Origin of the sequence: Rhizobium mongolense subsp. loessense (genome assembly GCF_900099775.1) — a bacterium.
GTDB lineage: Bacteria > Pseudomonadota > Alphaproteobacteria > Rhizobiales > Rhizobiaceae > Rhizobium > Rhizobium loessense.
Genome location: NZ_FMTM01000001.1, coordinates 546,527 through 565,747, shown reverse-complemented (window position 1 = coordinate 565,747; position 19,221 = coordinate 546,527). Strand labels below are relative to the sequence as shown.

Genomic DNA, 19,221 nt, shown 5'->3' with positions numbered 1-19,221 from the left:
CCTTTGAAAGCTTGCGATCAATATCAGAGCTGGCGGATGATTTCGCGAAGCTGTTCGTCGCGGGCGCCAAGCAGAAGCACATTCCTGATCGCCACCTGCGGATCGTCGGTTCTGAAGAGCACGCCGTTGCCGCGAATGGAGCGGTCGATCGTCATTTTCTCCGGCGTATGCTCGCCGGGCTTGATTGCAACCGCGAAATACATGCGGGAATATTTGATATCGATGTGATGGAAGAAATTGTCGTTGTCGCCGATGTCTGCGTAGAAATTGGCGATATAAAAGGCCCAGCTGACCTCCTCGTAGCGGGCGAATTTTGTCCGGGCAGCCGTGACATGGCAGTAACCGAGATGCGGCCTGTCGGCGAGCGTCCGGTGGAACACCATCTTGGGGAACTGGATCGTGCGGTGGAAGCCATTGATCTGCTGATGCGCCTTGATGCCTGCCGTCTGCAGTTTTCGGCCGGTTTTCTCGCTTACTTCGCGGTAGCTCAGGTAGCGGCGTTCTTCGGCGAGCCAGTGCGCGCGATCGCGGGTGATCTTGCCGGTGCGGAGAAATTCGGAATGCGGCGCTGCAGACTTCATGTCCTGCGGCCCGGCATCTCCTTTGGCGTCGAAATAGCGAAGTTTCGCCATGGCTCGCATTCCATTGCTTTGTCCGATAGGGGAAACATAGGAGTTTATGCTTAATGGCCAGTTAAAGCGCACGATGGCCGGAGCGTGTGGCGAAAGGGCGTCGCAGATGCGATAATGACGGCGAATGCAGGTGAATTCTGCTGTCAGGTTTGCGTTTGTCGGATGTCGCATTTGAAGGCTATGTGGCGGAGGCCGAAAATCGTGTTGCCTCACCACGCTGTCGTCAATTTCGAAGCCGATGTCGCATTACAACCAAGCGGCAGTCATGGCCGGTGTTTAAATGACCCCATGATAGTTCTCCCGCATGGAAAAGAAGCGGGCGCTTCCATCCCGCCTTCGTGGCGGCAGCCTATGGCACGAGGATAAACAGATGGATATTCGCAGCAACGTTTTGCGGCAGCTCAAGAACCGGCGCTCAGGCTTCAGCCTTGAGCAGCCTTTCTATATCGACGAAGATTATTTCAAGCTCGATATGGAGATGATCTATTATCGCGACTGGCTGTTCATGGGCCATGATTGCGAACTGCCGAAGCCAGGCGCCTATTTCACGGTTCAGATCGGCCAGTATCCCGTGGTCATCGTACGCGGCCGCGACAACGTCATCCGTGCCTTCCACAACAGCTGCCGCCACCGCGGTTCGCGTGTCTGCACCAAGGAGCACGGCTCGTCGGTCCGCCTCGTCTGTCCCTATCACCAGTGGGCTTATGACCTTGACGGCAAGCTCGCCTTCGCCCGCCACATGGGCGATGATTTCGACAAGAGCGGCTACAGCCTGAAGCCCGTGCACTGCGAGAGCTTTGCGGGCTACATCTTCATCTGCCTGGCAGATAAGGCACCGGACTTCCAGCCGATTCGCGACATGGTCAGCCCCTATCTGCTTCCCCACCGTCTGAGCGAAGGCAAGATCGCCTTCCAGAGCACCATAGTCGAGAAGGGCAACTGGAAGCTTGTCTGGGAAAACAACCGCGAGTGCTACCATTGCGCCGCCAACCATCCGGAGCTCTGCCGCACCTATCCGGAAGCCCCGAGCGTCACTGGCACGGACGGTGGCGCCGACGACCCGGAAATCGCCGGTCACTGGGCGCGCTGCGAGGCGGCGGGCCTTCCGAGCAAATTCCAGATCTCGCCGGACGGCCAGTTCCGCACCGCCCGCATGCCGCTGATCGAGGATGCCGAAAGCTACACCATGTCCGGCAAGAGTGCCGTCAAGCGCCCGCTTTCGGAGGATGTGAAGATCGACCGCATCGGCACCATGCTGCTCTTTCACTATCCGACGACCTGGAATCACCTACTCGGCGACCACGCGATCTCGTTCCGCGTCCTACCGCTCAGCGCCAACGAGACAGCCGTTACGACGAAGTGGATCGTGCACAAGGACGCCGTCGAAGGCGTGGATTACAATCTCGAGGAACTCACACACGTCTGGACGGAAACCAACGATCAGGACCGCCGCATCGTCGAAGAGAACGCCTTCGGCATCCACTCGCCGGCCTATGAGCCCGGTCCCTACTCGATGCTCCATGAAGGCGGCGTCATGCAGTTCCTCGAATGGTACTCGAACTTCATGGTGAACCGCCTCCAGGGCGATCAGGCGAAGCTTTCCGACGTCGCCTGAGTTTTTCCGTTCCAATCGCGGAAAATGAACCGGTTAATCCCCGGTTCATTTGCGTTCCGGTAAAAACTCGATCCATGCCGAACGGCGCGTGTTGGGAACATTTTCCGCACTCATACGTTACAGGCGAGGCCAGATTTCGCGCTTGGGGATTGGAGAATGCAATGAATGTGCTCAGTAAGAAAATTGCCAGTGCGGTCTTTTCCGCAGCTGTTGTCCTGACGAGCTTCGTGCCGTCGCAGGCCGTTCAGATGCCGGCAGCACCGCAGGTGGAAAAATCCTCGGACGTGCAGAACGTTCAGTATCGCCGTTACTATCGCCCGGACTATCGTCCCGGATACTATCCCGGTTACCGTCCCGCATATCGCTCTGGTTACTATGGCGGATATCGCGGCTATCGCTATTCGCGCCCCGGCTATCGTCACTATAACGGCTACTGGTATCCGCTGGCTGCTTTCGGTGCCGGCGCGATAATCGGTGGCGCGATCGCCTCGCAGCCGCGCTACGTCGCTCCGCCGGCCTATAGTGGCGGCGGCGGTCACGTCGCCTGGTGCGCAAACCGCTACCGTTCGTACCGGGCTTACGACAATACGTTCCAGCCTTACAACGGCCCACGTCAGCAATGCTATTCGCCTTACAACTAAGGCCTAGTACGATTTTGAACCGAAAAGCCCGGCAGCACTGCCGGGCTTTTCGATATTGAGTATAGATGCCGCCAGCTCACGTCGAAAGGACAGTACAGCGGTGGCTCCTTTGCGCCAGAGAACGAACCCGCCGGCCGCAAAGGCTTCGTCCGACTCGATCGGGCATTCGAATTGTTGCTAGAGCGGGGTGCTCACCTCGACGAGGTTGCCGTCCGGATCCTTGAAGTAAACGGACAGGATTTAGCCCGTCGCTCCGTCACGCTCGCCCGGCTCGTCTAAAATCTCTATGGCAACATCATTTACACAAAGTACATATGGTCGAGTGCACGCAGTTTCATGTTGTGATCTTATTCTTCTGCGTGACGAAGCGCGAGCCGGCACGGCAGAGCCTGCAGCCATCCATTGCAGCCATGCTGCGTATTTCGATATGCGTCCATGGCAAGCAGTGCAGCGATTTTTCCTGTCAAAGAATATTGACCCGCTTGAGCAGCCACCAGGCAAGCAGGACCGAAGCGATAAGGAGCGCCACCGCGTATTCCGTACCGCCAGGTCCTTCGGCGAAGGGTAGATTGGCCGTATTCATGCCGAAGAAGCCGGTCACCAGCGTTGGCGGCAGCAGGAAGGCGGTCATGATCGAAAGGATGTAGAGATGACGGTTGGTCTCGGAGGACTGCTTCGAGTCGATTTCCTCGTGCAGCAAGCGGGCGCGTTCCTGCAATGCATAGATATCGTGGTCGACCGATTCCAGCCTGCTCGTTAGCCGGCCGGCAATATCCTCGAAGCCGAAGGGCATCTCGTCCTCGTCGGAGGCCGAGGCACGCCGCATGAGCGTCAACACGTTTCTGAGGTGCCGGTGGAGGCGTACGATTGTGCGGCGTGCCGGCGCCAGCCGCCGCCGCTCATCGCGCGAAACGTTGTCGTAGACGAAGTCTTCGATGAGGTTCAGTTCTTCGGTGAGCTCCATGACAACGGAAATCAGCGTGCGCTGAAACTCGATCACCAGCAGTTCGAAGAGGTCCACCGGCCGGGAGAATTTTGCCGGATTCTTTTCGATCATCGCGCGTGCCCGCTCGACACTGCGCAGCGGCTGCAGACGGGTGGTGATTATGAAGCGATCGGCGATCACGAAATGCAGCCAGCCGAGATCGTTGGTATCCTGATCGAATTCACGCTGGCAATCGATGAGCGTGCCGTAGAGCATCTGCTCGTCCACGGTAAGCGCAGCATGCGTATCGCGCGTTGTGAGAGCCGTCTTGGCATCTTCGGAAAGGCCGTCCAGCGTTTCGAGCAGGGCAGGGACGCGCGCATCGGCGAGGTTGAGATGCAGCCAGTAAAAGCCGTTGCCGGACACCAGTTCTGCCGGAAACGCGCTGTTGTGCAGGCGCACTGCCTTACCGCTTCCTGCCGGAAAACTGTAGGCCCAGACGAGGCCGGGTATATTGGCGGGCAATGTATCCATCGGTCGCGATCCTTTTGATGCGATCAGTCTGTTTAGAGATTCTCCATGACGGTTGTTTGTGCAAGTGTGAAGACCTGCGAGTGGCAAGATATCGTCAATTCTGAAACGCCGAATTCGAAATTGACGTTTACGTAAAAATCAATTAGCTCTTCCACCGGAGGCTTTGGAACCACGGTTCCGTTTGAGATGCGAGGAGATGATATGTACAAGGCGCCCGTCGAGGACATCGCGTTTACCCTGAGACACGTCGCAGGGCTAAGCGAGGCGATCGATAAAGGCCTGCTCGGCGACCTCGGCGAGGATCTGGTCGATGCGATTCTGAACGAAGCCGGTCGTTTCGCGACGGAAGAAATCGCCCCGCTGGCCGAGATCGGCGACAGGCAGGGTGCTCGTCTGGTTGACGGCGAAGTCAAGACCCCGGACGGCTGGGCGAAACTCTATCAGGATTGGATCGCAGGTGGCTGGAACGGACTGACGGGCCCCGAGGAACATGGCGGCCAGGGCCTGCCCAACATGCTGAACGTCGCCGCTCTTGAAATGTGGAATTCCGGCGCCACGGCCTTCGCGCTCTGCCCGACGCTGACGATGGGTGCGGTCGAGGCGCTGAGTGCCCACGGCAGCCCGGAACTTCAGCAGAAATACCTGGCGAAGCTCATCTCCGGCGAGTGGACTGCCACCATGAACCTCACCGAGCCGCATGCAGGGTCGGACGTCGGCGCGCTGAAGAGCCGGGCCGAGCGGCGCGATGACGGCACCTATCGCCTGTTCGGCCAGAAGATATTCATCACCTGGGGCGAGCACGACGCTACGGACAACATCATCCATCTCGTCCTCGCCCGCGTGCCTGATGCACCGGCCGGCACGCGCGGCATTTCGCTGTTCCTGGTGCCGAAGTTCCTTGTCAACGACGATGGCTCGCTCGGTGGCCGCAACGACGTCTTTTGCCATTCGCTGGAACACAAGATGGGCATCCACGGATCGCCCACCTGCACGATGATTTATGGCGACGGCAGGTTCGGCGGCGACAAGGGGGCGGTCGGCTGGCTCGTGGGCGAAGAGAACAAGGGCCTCAACTGCATGTTCACGATGATGAACAACGCCCGTCTGACGGTCGGCATGCAGGGTGTCGCGATCGCCGAAGCCGCGACGCAGAAGGCGATCGCCTATGCCATGGAGCGCACGCAGGGCAGGGCGCCTGGCTGGAGCGGCAGCGGCATGAGCCCGATCATCGAACATCCCGACGTTGCCCGCATGCTGCTGACGATGAAGGCGCTGACGCAAGGTTCCCGCGCCATCTCCTATGCCTGCGCCCATGCGATCGACATGTCTCATCGCGCCAGCGGAGACAAGCAGCATTGGCAGGAACGCGCTGCGCTTCTGACGCCGATCGCCAAGTCCTTCTCGACCGATGCCGGCGTCGACGTCGCCTCGCTCGGCATTCAGGTCCATGGCGGCATGGGCTTCATCGAGGAGACGGGCGCTGCCCGCTTTCTGCGCGACGCTCGGATCGCGCCGATCTACGAAGGCACCAACGGAATCCAGGCGATCGATCTCGTCACCCGCAAGCTCCCGCTTTCGAACGGCGATCACGTGAAAGGCTTCCTCGCCGAACTCCGCGATATCGCCGATCAGGTGCGCAGTTCCAATATCGAAGGCTTTGGCGAAACGGCAACGCGGCTTGATTCGGCCGTCGCCGATCTCGAACAGGCAACCGGCTGGCTTTTAAAGGTGCAGGTAGATGGCAAGGTGACCGAGGCCCTTTCGGGAGCGACGCCCTATCAGCGCCTCTTCGGGCTCGCCCTGACCGGCTCCTACCTCGCCAAAGGCGGGCTTGCCAGGGTCTCTGACGATGCGCACGAAAGCCGCATTGCGCTTTGCCGCTTTGCCGCCGAAAATCTGTTGTCGGAAACCGCAGCCTTGAAGGATCGCGTCATCAACGGCGCAGATAGTCTCGCCGCTGCCCGCATTGCTCTTGCCTGAGGATCATTCATGTCCGACCACATCATCGTCGAACAATCCGCTGCTCATCCCGGCGTACAGATCATTCGCTTCAACCGCCCGGAAAAGAAGAACGCGATTACCCGCGCCATGTATGTGCGAATGACCGAAGCGCTGAAGGCGGCGAATGAGGACATCACCATCCGCGCGACGGTCTTCCTCGGCACAGAAGGCGCTTTTTCCGCAGGTAACGATATCGGCGACTTCCTCGCGGCGGCCACGGGTGGCTCGCTTGGCCGGGAGCTCCTCGATTTCCTCAATGCGCTCGTCAATGCCGAAAAGCCGCTGGTTTCCGGCGTCGATGGGCTGGCGATCGGCATCGGCACGACGATGCACATGCATTGCGATTTGACGGTCGCCTCCGACCGCAGCCAGTTTCGCACACCTTTCGTCGATCTGGCGCTCGTGCCCGAAGCTGCTTCCAGCTTGCTTGCGCCGCGCATCATGGGTCATCAGCGCGCCTTCGCCCTGCTTGCTGCGGGTGAAGCATTCTCCGCGCAGGAGGTAAAGGATGCCGGGCTGGTCTGGAAGGTTTGCTCCGCGCCGGACGTTGAATCCCTAACCCTTGCGGCCGCCGCAAAACTCGCCGCCAAGCCGCCGGAAGCCTTGAAGATTGCTCGCAATCTCATCCGCGGCGACCGTGCCGAGATCGTTGCGCGCATCGATGACGAGGCCCGGCATTTTGCCGCACAGTTGAAGAGCGCCGAAGCCCGTGCGGCTTTCGAGGCCTTCATGCGCCGCTGATCCCGGACACGGGATTTTTGCTAGATTTTAAGCCTGTTTTAAGTAACCCCTAATAATCAGGGGGTGACGAGTTGATCCATTCGGTCGTCCGGGCGCATGAGGCGCTTTGCGCATCCTTGTCTCCATGAGCCCTCTGCCCGTTCAGCGCTCCCGCCCCGCGTTCCTGCGCGGCGACGCGACGGCAGACGATCCGAAAGGAACGCATCTTGAAAAAGAAGACGAATTTGATGACGCGCATCCTTGTCGCTGCGTCCGCCGTCGTTCTCGCGGCCTTTGTCGCCTTTTCCTCTTATATCAATTCGGTGCAGCGTAGCGTCACGACGGCCTCGATCGAAGCGAATATCCAGTCTTCCGGCGAGCAGGCTGCACGCAGCCTTGCCAACTGGATGAACGGTCGCGTCACGCTGACCGCGATGGTCGCGAACGCCTCCGCAAAGGCTGCCGATCCCGCCGGCGTTGTCAGCGTGCTGCAGAACGACGTCCTGACGAAGCAGTTCGTCAGTACCTATCTCGGCGATGAACAGGGCGTGTTCACGTCCTGGCCGGACCTGCCGCTCCCGGCGGATTACGATCCGCGCAAGCGCCCGTGGTATCAGGACGCAGTCAAGGCCGATGCGCCCGTCCTGACCGAGCCCTACACCGACGCCTCGAGCGGCGATCTCATCATCAGCGCGGCCATACCGGTCAAGCGCGACGGCAAGCTCGCCGGCGTGGTCGGCAGCGATTTTTCGCTGGATACCATGGTGAAGATGATCAAGGAGATCGATCTCGGCGGCCAGGGCATGGCTTTCCTTGTCAACAAAAGCGGCCAAATTCTTGTCCATCCGGATGCCAAGCTTGTTACCAAGACGCTTGCCGATGCCTTCCCGGACGCGACGCCGTCGATCGGTCCCGGCCTGGTCGAGAGCGAATTCGACGGCAAGCCGGTTCTCGTCAGCTTCCGGCCGGTTGATGGCCTGCCGACGGTCGAGTGGCATCTCGGCTTCGTCGTTGACGGCGACAAGGCCTTCGCGTCCCTGAACGAGTTCCGCATTGCCGCGACCATCGCCACGCTTCTCGCCGTTGGTCTGATGATCGTCGCCATGGCTTGGCTGCTGCACGGTCTCGTCATCCGCCCCGTCACCGCCATGACGGCTGCGATGCAGAATCTGGCAGCCGGCAATCTCTCCGCTTCCATTCCCGGTGAGGAACGCCGCGATCAGATCGGCTCGATGGCCGAAGCGGTCGCAGTCTTCAAGAACAACGCAATCGATCGCGAGCGCCTGGAAGGCGAGGCCGAGACCAGCCGCGCACTGAGCGAGCGCGAGCGGCAGGACCGCGAGGCGCAAAAGGCGCTGGAGGCGGCAGAAATCCGTACCGCCGTCGACGCGCTTGCGGATGCGCTCGGAGCGCTTTCGGAGGGTAATGTCGCCCACCGCATCGAAACGCCGTTCGCCGCGCATCTCGACCGCCTCCGCAGCGACTACAACACGGCCGTCGGCAAGCTGCACGCGGCACTCCAGACGGTCGGCCGCAACGCGCATGCGATCGATGCCGGTGCGTCGGAGATCCGCACTGCTGCCGATGGCCTCGCCCGCCGCACGGAGCAGCAGGCAGCGTCAGTCGAAGAGACTGCCGCAGCACTCGAGGAGATCACGACCACCGTCAAGGACACTGCCCGCCGCGCCGAGGAAGCAGGCAATCTCGTCAACCGCACACGCGTCGGCGCCGAAGAATCCGGCGAGATCGTCCGCAAGGCGGTCGATGCGATGAACGGCATCGAGCAGTCGTCCGAGCAGATTTCGAACATCATCAGCGTCATCGACGATATCGCGTTCCAGACCAACCTTCTGGCGCTCAATGCCGGTGTCGAAGCCGCACGTGCAGGCGAGGCAGGCAAGGGGTTTGCCGTCGTCGCGCAGGAAGTTCGCGAACTGGCGCAGCGTTCCGCCAAGGCAGCCAAGGAGATCGAGAGCCTGATCACGGCCTCGAACTTCCAGGTTCGCTCCGGTGTGACGCTGGTCGGCGATACTGGCAAGGCGCTGGAGGCGATCGTTCTGCAGGTGCAGGAAATCAGCCGCCATGTCGGCGCCATCGTCACGGCCACCCGTGAGCAATCGACCGGTCTCCACGAGATCAATATGGCCGTCAACACAATGGATCAGGGCACACAGCAGAACGCTGCAATGGTCGAAGAGCAGACAGCGGCAAGCCACGGCCTGGCAACCGAGGCCGCAAAGCTGATGCAGCTTCTGGCGCAGTTCACCCTACAATCCGGGACACCCCAGATGACGGCTCCGGCTAACCGCCGCGCTGCCTGATCCCTGCGGCTTCAAACCAAAAGATGCCCGCGTTGTGCGGGCATTTTTGTTCGCGCGGATCGAAATGGCGGCTCAGCGAGAGCCCGGGCCAATTTTTTCCAGCGTCGCCACCACCTCGACATGCGAGGTCCAGAGAAACTGGTCAATCGGCGTGACGCCGGTGATCCGGTAGCCGCCCTCGATGAGAATGGTGAGGTCGCGCGCCAGTGTCAGCGGATTGCAACTGACAGCGGCGATCTTCTTCACTGTCGAACGGGCGAGCTCGCGGCACTGGAACTCCGCTCCGGCGCGAGGCGGATCGAAGACCACCGCGTCATAGACTTTCAGTTCTGACGTCATCAGCGGGCGGCGGAAGAGATCGCGTTTCTCGACGCTGACCGGCTTCAGCCCTTGTGCTTTGCGCGCCGCCTGGTCGAGCGCGACGAGCGCCTTCTCCTCGCCATCGACGGCATGCACGCGTCCGATCCGGGCAAGCCGAAGGGAAAAAGTGCCGGCGCCCGCAAAGAGATCGGCGATGCGCTTTGTCTTGGCGAGATGGGCAAGTACCAGCTCGGCCATCGTCTCTTCGGCGGGCTTCGTCGCCTGGGTGAAGCTGCCAGCCGGCGGCGAGACCTGCACACCGCCGAAGTCGACGATCGGCTTGGATGGCTCGACCAGGATTTCGCCATTCAGCGAAACGCGCGCGATGCCGCGAAGGCCAAGCACGGTTTCAATCGCCTTACGCCGCTGTGGGTCCGGCATCTTCTTGATCCCGTCGACGGCGAGATCAAGCCCGGAAAGTGTTTCGAGAACCGAAATGCGAAAGGCCTCGGCGCTGGTCGCAAGTGCTGCGCCAATTGCCTTGATCGCCGGCAGCCGTGCAAGGATCGCCGCCGACGAGATAGGACATTCCTCGATCGCAACGATATGGTGGCTTTCGGCCTGGTTGAAGCCGATCAGCATATCCTTCTCGGTCTTGCGTGCCGCAAAGACGACGCGCCGCCGCTCGCCGGGATGTGCAGGGACGAGTTCGCCGACCTCGGAGGATATGCCCTTCGATTTCAGTGCGTCGATCACCAGCTGTCGCTTGAAGGTCCGGTAGGGCTGATCCGCCATGTGCTGCAGCGTGCAGCCGCCGCAAGTTCCGTTGACACCGTCCGGGCCGAAATGGCGGCAGGGCGGCTCCTGCCGGTCGGCCGAAGGCTTGGCAATCGACATGATCGTGCCGTGGTTCTTGACGCGCGCGATCGCCACGCTTTCGCCGGGCAGCGAGAAGGGCACGTAGATCGGGCCATCCGCGCCGTCGGCAATGCCGTCGCCCTGGCCGCCGAGTTTCTGGATGGTGACTGTTTCGGTGCTCACGGCTTCGTTCCTGCGAGTAGAAATTCCTGATTGCCGTCGCCCCCGGCGATCGGCGAAGCGATGAGCCCAAGGCTCTTCCAGCCCATGTCTTCGGCGAACCAGCGCTCGAGCTCGGCGGCGACCGCAGGCGCGCAGGAGGGGTCCTTCAACAGTCCGCCCTTGCCGATCGCTTCGCGTCCGGCTTCGAATTGCGGCTTTACCAAAAGCGCTGCAATGGCGCCACGCTCGGCGATCTGCAACGCAGGCGCCAGCGCGAGCTTCAGCGAAATGAACGAAACATCCGACACGACGAAGGTGGTTGGCCGGCCGATATCCTCTGCCGTCAAATTGCGGGCGTTCAGCCCCTCGATATTCGTGACCCGCGGATCGCCTGCGATGCGCGGATGCATCTGCCCGTGACCGACATCGATGGCGGTCACATGTGCCGCGTCGCGCTCCAGCAGCACTTCAGTGAAGCCGCCTGTCGAAGCGCCGATGTCGAGACAGTGGTGGCCCGCCGGACAAAGATGGAAATGATCGAGCGCCGCAATGAGCTTGAGCGCGGCACGGGAGACGTAATCCTGCGCCGGGTCATCGACCTCGATTACGGCGTCCTCGGCAAAGAGGGCGCCCGGCTTTGTCACGACAGCGCCGCCAACCTTCACTGTGCCACGGCTTACGGCATCGCGTGCCCGCGAGCGGCTGGAAAAGAGGCCGAGGCTCACGAGAAGCTGGTCGAGGCGCTGGGTATTCTGATCGGACATCGGCTGTCCATGACCGGCAAAGCCGCTGCTTGCAAGCCTTTTGTTGCCGCCGCCGCAGATGAGATGAGGGCTTTCGAGGAAATGCGAAGCGCGTGGAAACAATTCCTCCCCAAAATTTGGGCAGTACAGATTAAGCAAATTTAAAGCCGATGCCCGTAGTTTCGCGGTGATTGCAGCGGTCCGCCCGGGCCGTTCCCTGCCATGATGGCATCATAACCTCCACCTGCAGATCATGTTTCAGTTTTATTCGCTTTGCCGCTGCGTCTCGCGCGGCTTGTATCGCCGTTTTTGTCAGGAGAGTTGACCGGTGTTCGCCAACATGTCCTTGAAGGGAAAGCTTGCCGCAACCTTTGCCGCGCTGATTCTCATCTTCATTTCCGTCTCAGCCTATGTGTACAGCAAGGCAAACGCCTCGGCTGCGGCTGCCGCCGAACAGGAGAAATCGGAGCTCCTCGTCAATCACATCGACGACGCGCTGCAGGCGATGCTGGAGCAGGCCGTCAACCTGCGGGGCTTCATCCTCTTCCGCAGCGACAGCACCTATGGCGATATCTTCGCCAATCGCGAGCGCATGCTAAAGGCGATTGCTGCCGCCAAGCAGACAGCTGCAGGCGAGGCGGAACTGATCGGGATGATCGACGGCATGCAGAAGGCGGCCGATCTCTATTTTCACGAACTTGCCGAACCGCAGGCCAGGGCCCGCAAGGAAACCGAGATGCCGATCGCAGACGTGGTCAAGATCGGTGTTAACGCCACGAAGGGACAACTCGACGGCTTCCGTCAGGCCTCCGCCAAGATCAAGGCTGTCGCCCGCGAAAAGTCGGCGGCCTTTGCCGCAACGCAGCTCGACGCCAACAAGGATCTGACCTTCACCCTGATCGTCGGTGGCATCGCTGCATCGCTTGCCGCAGCCGTGCTTGCCTGGCTTCTATCGCGTACCATCGCGCAGCCGATCGTCGGCATGACCGTCGCCATGGGCCGCTTGGCAGCGGGCCATAACGATATCGACGTGCCGGCGCTCGACCGCGGCGACGAAGTCGGCCTGATGGCGAAATCGGTGCTGGTTTTCAAGGAGGCCGCAATCGAAAAGCAGCGTCTTTCCGGAGAGACGGACCGCATGCGCGACGAGGCCGAGCGCCAGCGTCAGCTCTCCGACGAGGAGAAGGCCCGCGAGGCAGCCGAGATCCGCTTTGCGATCGACAGTCTGGCGGGCGGTCTTTCGAACCTCGCCAACGGCGATGTCGCAAGCCGGATCGCAACGCCCTTCTCCGCTCACTTCGACAGCCTGCGAAACGACTTCAACCATGCCGCTGAAAAGCTTCAGTCGGCACTCCAGGCGGTTGGCCGCAATGCCTCGGCGATCAATGCCGGCGCCGGCGAAATCCGCTCCGCCGCCGACGACCTCGCCCGCCGTACCGAACAGCAGGCTGCTGCTGTCGAGGAAACCGCCGCAGCTCTCGAAGAGGTCACGACGACCGTCCGCGACAGCGCCAAGCGCGCCGAAGATGTCGGCCATCTGGTCGAGCGTGCGCGTCTCGGTGCCGAGCGCTCCGGCGATGTTGTCCGCAAGGCCGTCACTGCCATGCAGCAGATCGAAAAGTCCTCGGGCGAGATCAGCAACATCATCGGCGTCATCGACGACATAGCCTTCCAGACGAACCTTCTTGCCTTGAACGCGGGCGTCGAGGCCGCCCGTGCAGGTGATGCGGGCAAGGGCTTTGCCGTCGTTGCCCAGGAGGTGCGTGAACTGGCCCAGCGTTCCGCCAACGCCGCCAAGGAGATCAAGGCGCTGATCACGACCTCAGGCGACCATGTCAACACCGGCGTCTCGCTTGTCGGTGAAACCGGCAAGGCGCTCGCCGAGATCGTGAGCGAAGTCCAGGAGATCAACCGCCATATCGGCGCGATCGTCACCGCCACGCGCGAACAGTCGATCGGCCTGCAGGAGATCAACACCGCCGTCAACAATATGGACCAGGGCACGCAGCAGAATGCTGCCATGGTTGAAGAACAAACGGCGGCAAGCCATGCGCTGGCTCAGGAAGCCAACGCGCTGGACGCCTTGCTGCAACAGTTCAAGCTCGGCCAGGCCGCACCGGCGGCCGCGCCCCGTGCCGCGCAGTCAGGCGCCCGCCCTGTTGCATCGCCCGCCCGCGCGCTGACCAGCAAGCTCGCCAGTGCCTTCGGCGGTAAGGCGGCAACCGCCGCAGCCGTCCAAGACGATTGGACGGAGTTCTAAGAACGCTGATCGATCTGGAATATGAGAGGGGCGGCCGATTTGGCCGCCCTTCTCGTTTGTTGCGTGCTAAATGCCCTGGATGCCGCCGATCCGCTCGACGTCGCGTGTGGTGGTATAAGGTGAACCGGACATAGTCGCCGCTCAACTGGGACGGGCTGTCGTAGCCGACGCGAAATCCCGCTTCGGCCGCCCGCGCGGACACCTGCGGCTAACCTGCCGCCGCCTGGGTGCGGCGGCATCCGGATGGAAAGAAGTAGATTGTAGCTTTGTGGAGCCTGCGCGTTGCCGAAGGCTCCGGATGGCGTCAGCCCGCAACCCCCACGGCCGCGCCGTGGCCGAGTGTCCGGAAGACGGTGGAAACGATGCCTGCGCGGTCGAGACCGGCATGGGCGTTCATCACCTCTGGTTTCGCCTGCTCCATCCAGATATCGGGCATGGTGAGCGAGCGGACCTTCAGGCCGCTTTCAAGCAGGCCTTCCATCGCGAGGAAATGCAGCACATGACTGCCAAAGCCGCCGATGGCGCCTTCTTCGACGGTGATCAGCATTTCGTGGTGGCGGGCGAGCTGGCGAATCAGGCCGTGGTCCAGCGGCTTGGCGAAGCGCGCATCGGCAACGGTGGTCGAAAGGCCGGCAGCCTCAAGATCTTCGGCCGCAAGCAGGCAGTCCGCGAGCCGCGAGCCGAAGGAAAGCAGCGCAACCTTGGTACCTTCCTTGACGATGCGGCCCTTGCCGATCTGCAAGATTTCGCCGCGCGCCGGCATTTCGACGCCGACACCTTCGCCGCGCGGATAACGGAATGAAATCGGGCCGGCGTCATAAGCCGCCGCCGTGCGCACCATATGCTTCAGTTCCGCCTCGTCGGCCGCAGCCATGACGACGAAACCGGGAAGCGTCGCAAGGAATGTCGTGTCGAACGAACCCGCATGGGTCGGGCCGTCGGCGCCGACGAAACCAGCGCGGTCGATCGGGAAACGGACCGGCAGGCCCTGGATTGCGACATCGTGGACGACCTGGTCGTAGGCGCGCTGCAGGAAGGTGGAATAGAGCGCCGCAAACGGCTTGTAACCCTCGGTGGCCAGGCCGGCCGCGAAGGTGACGGCATGCTGCTCGGCGATGCCGACATCGAAACAGCGGGCAGGGAAGACTTCGGCAAGCTTGTCCAGGCCAGTGCCATTCGGCATGGCCGCCGTGATGCCGACGATCTTGCCGTCGAGCGTTGCCTCCTGCACCAGCGCCTCGGCGAAGACGCTCGTATAGCTCGGCGCATTCGGCTTCACCTTGGCCTGCGCCCCGGTGATGACGTCGAATTTGTTGACGCCGTGGTACTTGTCGGCGGCGGCTTCGGCAGGCGGATAACCCTTGCCCTTCTGCGTGACGACGTGGATCAACACCGGACCTTCGGCGTTGTCGCGCACATTGCGCAGCACTGGGAGCAGATGCTCGAAGGAATGACCATCGATCGGGCCGATATGGTAGAAGCCCATTTCCTCGAACATGGTGCCGCCGGTCACGTAGCCTCGCGCGTGCTCGACGGCGCGGGTCAGCGCCCGGTCGACTTTCTTGCCGAGATAAGCCGTCAGCTTCTTGCCGAAATCGCGAAAGCCCATATAGGTCCGTCCGGAGGCGAGGCGGGCGAGATAGGCGCTCATGGCACCCGTCGGCGGGGCAATCGACATATCGTTGTCGTTGAGGATGACGATGAGCCGCGCATCGAGCGCGCCGGCATTGTTCAGCGCCTCGTAAGCCATGCCGGCTGACATGGCGCCGTCGCCGATGACGGCAATCACGCGCCGGTCTGTCTTGCTGAGTTCGGCGGCGACCGCCATGCCGAGACCCGCGGAAATCGAGGTCGATGAGTGCGCCGCCCCGAAGGGATCGTATTCGCTCTCGGCGCGCCGCGTGAACCCGGAAAGGCCGCCTTCCTGACGCAGCGTGCGGATCCGCTCGCGGCGGCCGGTAAGGATCTTGTGCGGATAACACTGGTGGCCGACGTCGAAGATCAACCGGTCCTCGGGCGTATCGAAGACGCTGTGGATGGCGATCGTCAGTTCGACGACGCCGAGACCCGCGCCCAGATGACCGCCGGTGCGCGAGACCGCATCGATCATCTCGTCTCGGACTTCGCGCGCAAGCTGCGGCAGGTCACGATCCTCGAGCTTGCGCAGGTCGGCGGGATATTTGACCTGGTCGAGCAGCGGGGTTTTCGGCTGATGTGTCACGGGCGGGAGCTCTTTCTTATGGTTCTTGCTTTGCTTATTCGATTAGATTGCGGCAAAACAAGTGCATTTCAAGAACCGCAACCCCATAATTCTAAGGGAGTTCATCCTTCAGGCAAAGGCACGAATTCCTCTTCGTCCCCCGGAACGATGTCGAAGCGGCCCGTGCGCCATTCCTCCTTCGCCTTCTCGATACGCTCCTTGGAGGAGGAAACGAAGTTCCACCAGATGTACCGCTTCGAATTCAGCGCCGCACCCCCAAAGAGCATCAGATGACAGCCCGCAGGACCTGCCTCAAGCGTGATCGCGTCGCCTGGCCGGAAGACGAGCAGCTGATCCGCGGCAAAGCGGTCGCCGGCGATGATGACATCGCCCGAAAGCACATAGGCTGCGCGCTCTTCATGGGCGGCGCCGAAGGGGAACCTGGCGCCTGGTTCAATATCGAGGTCGGCATAGAGCGTGTCCGAAAACACCTTGACCGGCGACGTCATTCCTTCGAAGGAGCCGATGACGACGCGCCCTCTCACGCCACGTTCATCGATCAGCGGCATCTCGCTTTTTTCCGTATGGGCAAACGAAGGGTCGATTTCTTCCTTGTCGTCCGGTAGCGCCAGCCAGGTCTGCAGGCCTGACATCAGCAGCGGGTGACCACGCAGATTGTCGGGCGTGCGCTCCGAATGCACGATGCCGCGCCCGGCCGTCATCAGGTTGATGTCGCCGGGCCGTATCACCTTCTCGGTACCAAGACTGTCCATATGCCGGATTTCGCCATCGAAAAGGTAGGTGACTGTCGACAATCCGATATGCGGATGCGGCTTCACATCCAGCGCTTCGCCAGGCTTCAGAATCGCCGGTCCCATCCGGTCGAAGAAGATGAACGGCCCCACCAGCCGGCGTTGCCGCGTCGGAAGCGCCCGCCGCACCTGAAAACCGCCGATATCACTGGTGCGCGGAATGATCAGATTCTCGATGGCGTCGCAGGCGAAGGCGTCGCCGGGCAGCGGGTCTTTACCGGGGAAGAAGGACATGGCGGTTCTCCGAGCACGAGGGCGCGACCAGCAATAGCGCCTGGCGCGCCGCCGCGAAAGGGTTCATGTTCTTCAGATGGCGGTGAAGCCGTTATCGACGAAGAGATGGGCTCCGTTGACGAAGCTGGATTCGTCGCTCGCCAAATAGAGCGCCGCCCTCGCGACATCTTCCGGCTCGCCGATCCTCCCCTGCTGCGCAGCAATCGCGGCGTCGGAAACATCGACGCCAAACGCCTTCAAGTCGGCCACCTCACGAAGGCCGTGCGGCGTACGGATGAAGCCGGGGCAGACTGCATTGCAGCGGATGTTGCGGTCGCGGAATTCCACCGCAATCGCTCGCGCGAACATATGCACTGCACCCTTGGTCGTGTCATAGAGCACTTCCATCGGCGTCGCGGCAACGGCGGAGATGGACGAGGTACAGACGATCGATCCGCCGCCTGCCGCGATCATCTTCGGCAACACGGCCTTTGTCATCAGGAACATCGAGCGCACGTTGACGGCATGCAGCCAATCCCATTCCTCAAGCGTCGTTTCCAGGAACGGCTTGATGACGATGGTACCCGCATGATTGAAGAGCACGGTAACGGCGCCATAGCGCTCCTCGATACCGGCAACGGCCATGTTCACCGCTTTCTCGTCGGAAACGTCGGCAATCCAGTAATCCGCTTCACCGCCTGCATTCCGGATGGCCGTGGCGGTCTGCGCCGCCGCCTCGCCATTGCGGTCTATGATCGCGACACGAGCGCCTTCGGCCGCAAACAGCGTTGACGCTGCGCCGCCCATGCCGGTCGCACCGCCCGAGATGATGGCAACCTTGCCCTTCAGCCTATCCGTCATTCTGAACTTTCCCTCTGCTGTTGGTAAGGGATGTTAGACTGACGATTTGCTTCCGGCCAGAAGTCTTGGGAGAATGTTTTGCCGGATCACGCCCCGTCCAGCGGCTCCGTTCCCTGCGGTTTGCCGGCGCGGTCGAGCCGGATCTTCTCGATGCGGTTTTCGGCAGCCGAAAGCAGCGTCTCACAATGCTTCTTCAGCGCTTCGCCGCGCTCGTAGATCTCGATGGATTCATCGAGCGCCACGTCGCCGCGCTCCAAGCGGGCGACGATACTTTCGAGTTCGGCAACCGCCTTTTCGAAGGAAAGACCGGAAACCTCCGGCTTGGCGCTGTCAGTCATACTCAACCCTTCATCAATCGAAGCACATGCAGGCCTGCCGATTCGGCAAGCCCTTCCAGATCATAGCCGCCTTCCAGCAGGCTGACGACCCGGTTGGAGGCGCTTTTGTCGGCTATCTCCAGCAATCTTCCGGTCGCCCAGTCGAAATCCTCGCCGACAAGATTGATCTGCGCCAAGGGATCGCGGTGATGCGCGTCGAATCCGGCAGATATGATGATGAGGTCAGGCCGGAAATCGACAAGCGCCGGCAGTACGCGCGATTTGAATGCCTCGCGGAAATGATCGCTGCCGACATTCGGCGAAAGCGGCGCATTGATGATCGTGCCATGCTTGCCGCTTTCGTCCTTCGCTCCCGATCCCGGATAGAGCGGCATCTGATGCGTCGAGCAGAAGAGCACGGAGGCGTCGTCCCAGAAGATATCCTGCGTGCCGTTGCCGTGGTGCACGTCCCAATCGACGATCGCGACACGCTCGGCGCCATGGCGTTTCTGGGCGTGGCGCGCGGCGATCGCCGCATTGTTGAAGAAGCAGAAGCCCATCGCCGTCATCTTCTCTGCGTGATGCCCCGGCGGGCGGGCGGCGACGAAGACATTGTCGGCCTTGCCGGTGAAGACGTCATCCACCGCAGCCATGGACGCACCGACGCCCGTCAACGCCGCCTGCAGGCTCTTCGGGCTTGCATAGGTATCGGCCTCGATCTGGTTGATCTCGCCGTCCTCTTCGGGGATCTGGCGCAGGATGGCGCGCAGATGTTCCTCGGGATGGGCAAGCAGCACGGCCTCCTCGTTCGCCTGCGGCGCCTCCTTGCGCTCCAGCCGCGCGAAATTCGGATGGCCGAGCGCAACGTTGATTGCCCGCATCCGGTCCGGCCGCTCGGGATGGCCCGCGGGTGTGACATGTTCGAGAAAGATCGGGTGTTCGTAAAGGCGGGTGCTCATGCGGATACTCTTATCGCTTGCCCCAGTCATGATCCACAGCAGATGGCGCGAATGCCGGCAATTTCAACATAGGAGCGGTGTCGTGCGCATGTCACCTCCACCGTTTACTTCGGGCTGTGGCGCCATTAGTCTTTCAGCAGGGAAGTG

Annotated in this window: 15 protein-coding genes; 6 read left to right on the top strand and 9 right to left on the bottom strand. The window is 61.6% G+C overall.

Annotated elements, in window-relative coordinates:
• Positions 1–23 precede the first annotated feature (23 nt).
• Positions 24–632 (bottom strand): DUF6656 family protein, encoded by a 609-nt coding sequence (locus BLP23_RS02880; protein WP_092583460.1) that lies wholly within the window; start codon positions 630–632, stop codon positions 24–26.
• Positions 633–1,002: 370 nt separating this feature from the next.
• Here BLP23_RS02880 and BLP23_RS02875 point away from each other — a divergent pair, with 370 nt between their 5' ends.
• Together BLP23_RS02875 and BLP23_RS02870 are read left to right on the top strand one after the other, a co-directional pair.
• On the top strand, positions 1,003–2,247 hold the full coding sequence (locus tag BLP23_RS02875) for an aromatic ring-hydroxylating oxygenase subunit alpha (RefSeq protein ID WP_092583459.1): 1,245 nt from the start codon (positions 1,003–1,005) through the stop codon (positions 2,245–2,247).
• A 161-nt stretch (positions 2,248–2,408) separates the two neighbouring features.
• Positions 2,409–2,888 carry a BA14K family protein gene (locus BLP23_RS02870; RefSeq protein WP_092583458.1) on the top strand — a complete coding sequence of 160 codons (480 nt, stop codon included), beginning with the start codon at positions 2,409–2,411 and terminating at the stop codon, positions 2,886–2,888.
• Between the two features lie 463 nt (positions 2,889–3,351).
• On the opposite strand, the gene BLP23_RS02865 is transcribed toward BLP23_RS02870, so the two are convergent.
• Positions 3,352–4,347, bottom strand: a complete 996-nt coding sequence (locus tag BLP23_RS02865; RefSeq protein ID WP_092583457.1) for a transporter — start codon at positions 4,345–4,347, stop codon at positions 3,352–3,354.
• Between the two features lie 201 nt (positions 4,348–4,548).
• Here BLP23_RS02865 and BLP23_RS02860 point away from each other — a divergent pair, with 201 nt between their 5' ends.
• The 3 genes from BLP23_RS02860 (at position 4,549) to mcpU (ending at position 9,389) form a co-directional block, all read left to right on the top strand.
• Entirely contained in the window at positions 4,549–6,327 is a 1,779-nt protein-coding gene (locus BLP23_RS02860; RefSeq protein ID WP_092583456.1) for an acyl-CoA dehydrogenase family protein, read from the top strand.
• Between the two features lie 9 nt (positions 6,328–6,336).
• Positions 6,337–7,089: a crotonase/enoyl-CoA hydratase family protein gene (locus BLP23_RS02855; RefSeq protein ID WP_092583455.1), complete on the top strand. Its 753-nt coding sequence runs from the start codon at positions 6,337–6,339 to the stop codon at positions 7,087–7,089.
• 206 nt (positions 7,090–7,295) lie between these two features.
• Complete coding sequence (gene mcpU / locus BLP23_RS02850) at positions 7,296–9,389, top strand: methyl-accepting chemotaxis protein McpU (RefSeq protein WP_092583454.1); 2,094 nt, start codon at positions 7,296–7,298, stop codon at positions 9,387–9,389.
• Positions 9,390–9,461: 72 nt separating this feature from the next.
• On the opposite strand, the gene BLP23_RS02845 is transcribed toward mcpU, so the two are convergent.
• A complete protein-coding gene (locus BLP23_RS02845) occupies positions 9,462–10,730 on the bottom strand; it encodes a class I SAM-dependent RNA methyltransferase (RefSeq protein ID WP_092583453.1) in 1,269 nt (422 codons plus the stop codon).
• Positions 10,727–11,473, bottom strand: coding sequence for a TlyA family RNA methyltransferase (locus BLP23_RS02840; protein WP_092584241.1), 747 nt, complete (start codon positions 11,471–11,473; stop codon positions 10,727–10,729). Before BLP23_RS02840 ends, BLP23_RS02845 begins: the two co-directional genes overlap by 4 nt.
• A gap of 319 nt (positions 11,474–11,792) precedes the next feature.
• Between BLP23_RS02840 and BLP23_RS02835 the strand changes: the two genes are divergently transcribed.
• Positions 11,793–13,712 (top strand): methyl-accepting chemotaxis protein, encoded by a 1,920-nt coding sequence (locus BLP23_RS02835; protein ID WP_092584240.1) that lies wholly within the window; start codon positions 11,793–11,795, stop codon positions 13,710–13,712.
• 304 nt (positions 13,713–14,016) lie between these two features.
• Here the strand turns inward: BLP23_RS02835 and dxs are convergent, their stop codons facing one another.
• The 5 genes from dxs to BLP23_RS02810 all read right to left on the bottom strand — a co-directional run bounded on the left by dxs (position 14,017) and on the right by BLP23_RS02810 (position 19,074).
• A complete protein-coding gene (gene dxs, locus BLP23_RS02830; protein WP_092583452.1) occupies positions 14,017–15,933 on the bottom strand; it encodes a 1-deoxy-D-xylulose-5-phosphate synthase in 1,917 nt (638 codons plus the stop codon).
• 101 nt (positions 15,934–16,034) lie between these two features.
• Positions 16,035–16,958, bottom strand: coding sequence for a pirin family protein (locus BLP23_RS02825; RefSeq protein WP_092583451.1), 924 nt, complete (start codon positions 16,956–16,958; stop codon positions 16,035–16,037).
• Between the two features lie 72 nt (positions 16,959–17,030).
• Entirely contained in the window at positions 17,031–17,798 is a 768-nt protein-coding gene (locus BLP23_RS02820; RefSeq protein WP_092583450.1) for an SDR family NAD(P)-dependent oxidoreductase, read from the bottom strand.
• A gap of 86 nt (positions 17,799–17,884) precedes the next feature.
• Entirely contained in the window at positions 17,885–18,136 is a 252-nt protein-coding gene (locus BLP23_RS02815) for an exodeoxyribonuclease VII small subunit (RefSeq protein WP_022716503.1), read from the bottom strand.
• A 2-nt stretch (positions 18,137–18,138) separates the two neighbouring features.
• Positions 18,139–19,074 (bottom strand): histone deacetylase family protein, encoded by a 936-nt coding sequence (locus BLP23_RS02810; RefSeq protein ID WP_092583449.1) that lies wholly within the window; start codon positions 19,072–19,074, stop codon positions 18,139–18,141.
• Positions 19,075–19,221: the final 147 nt, after the last annotated feature.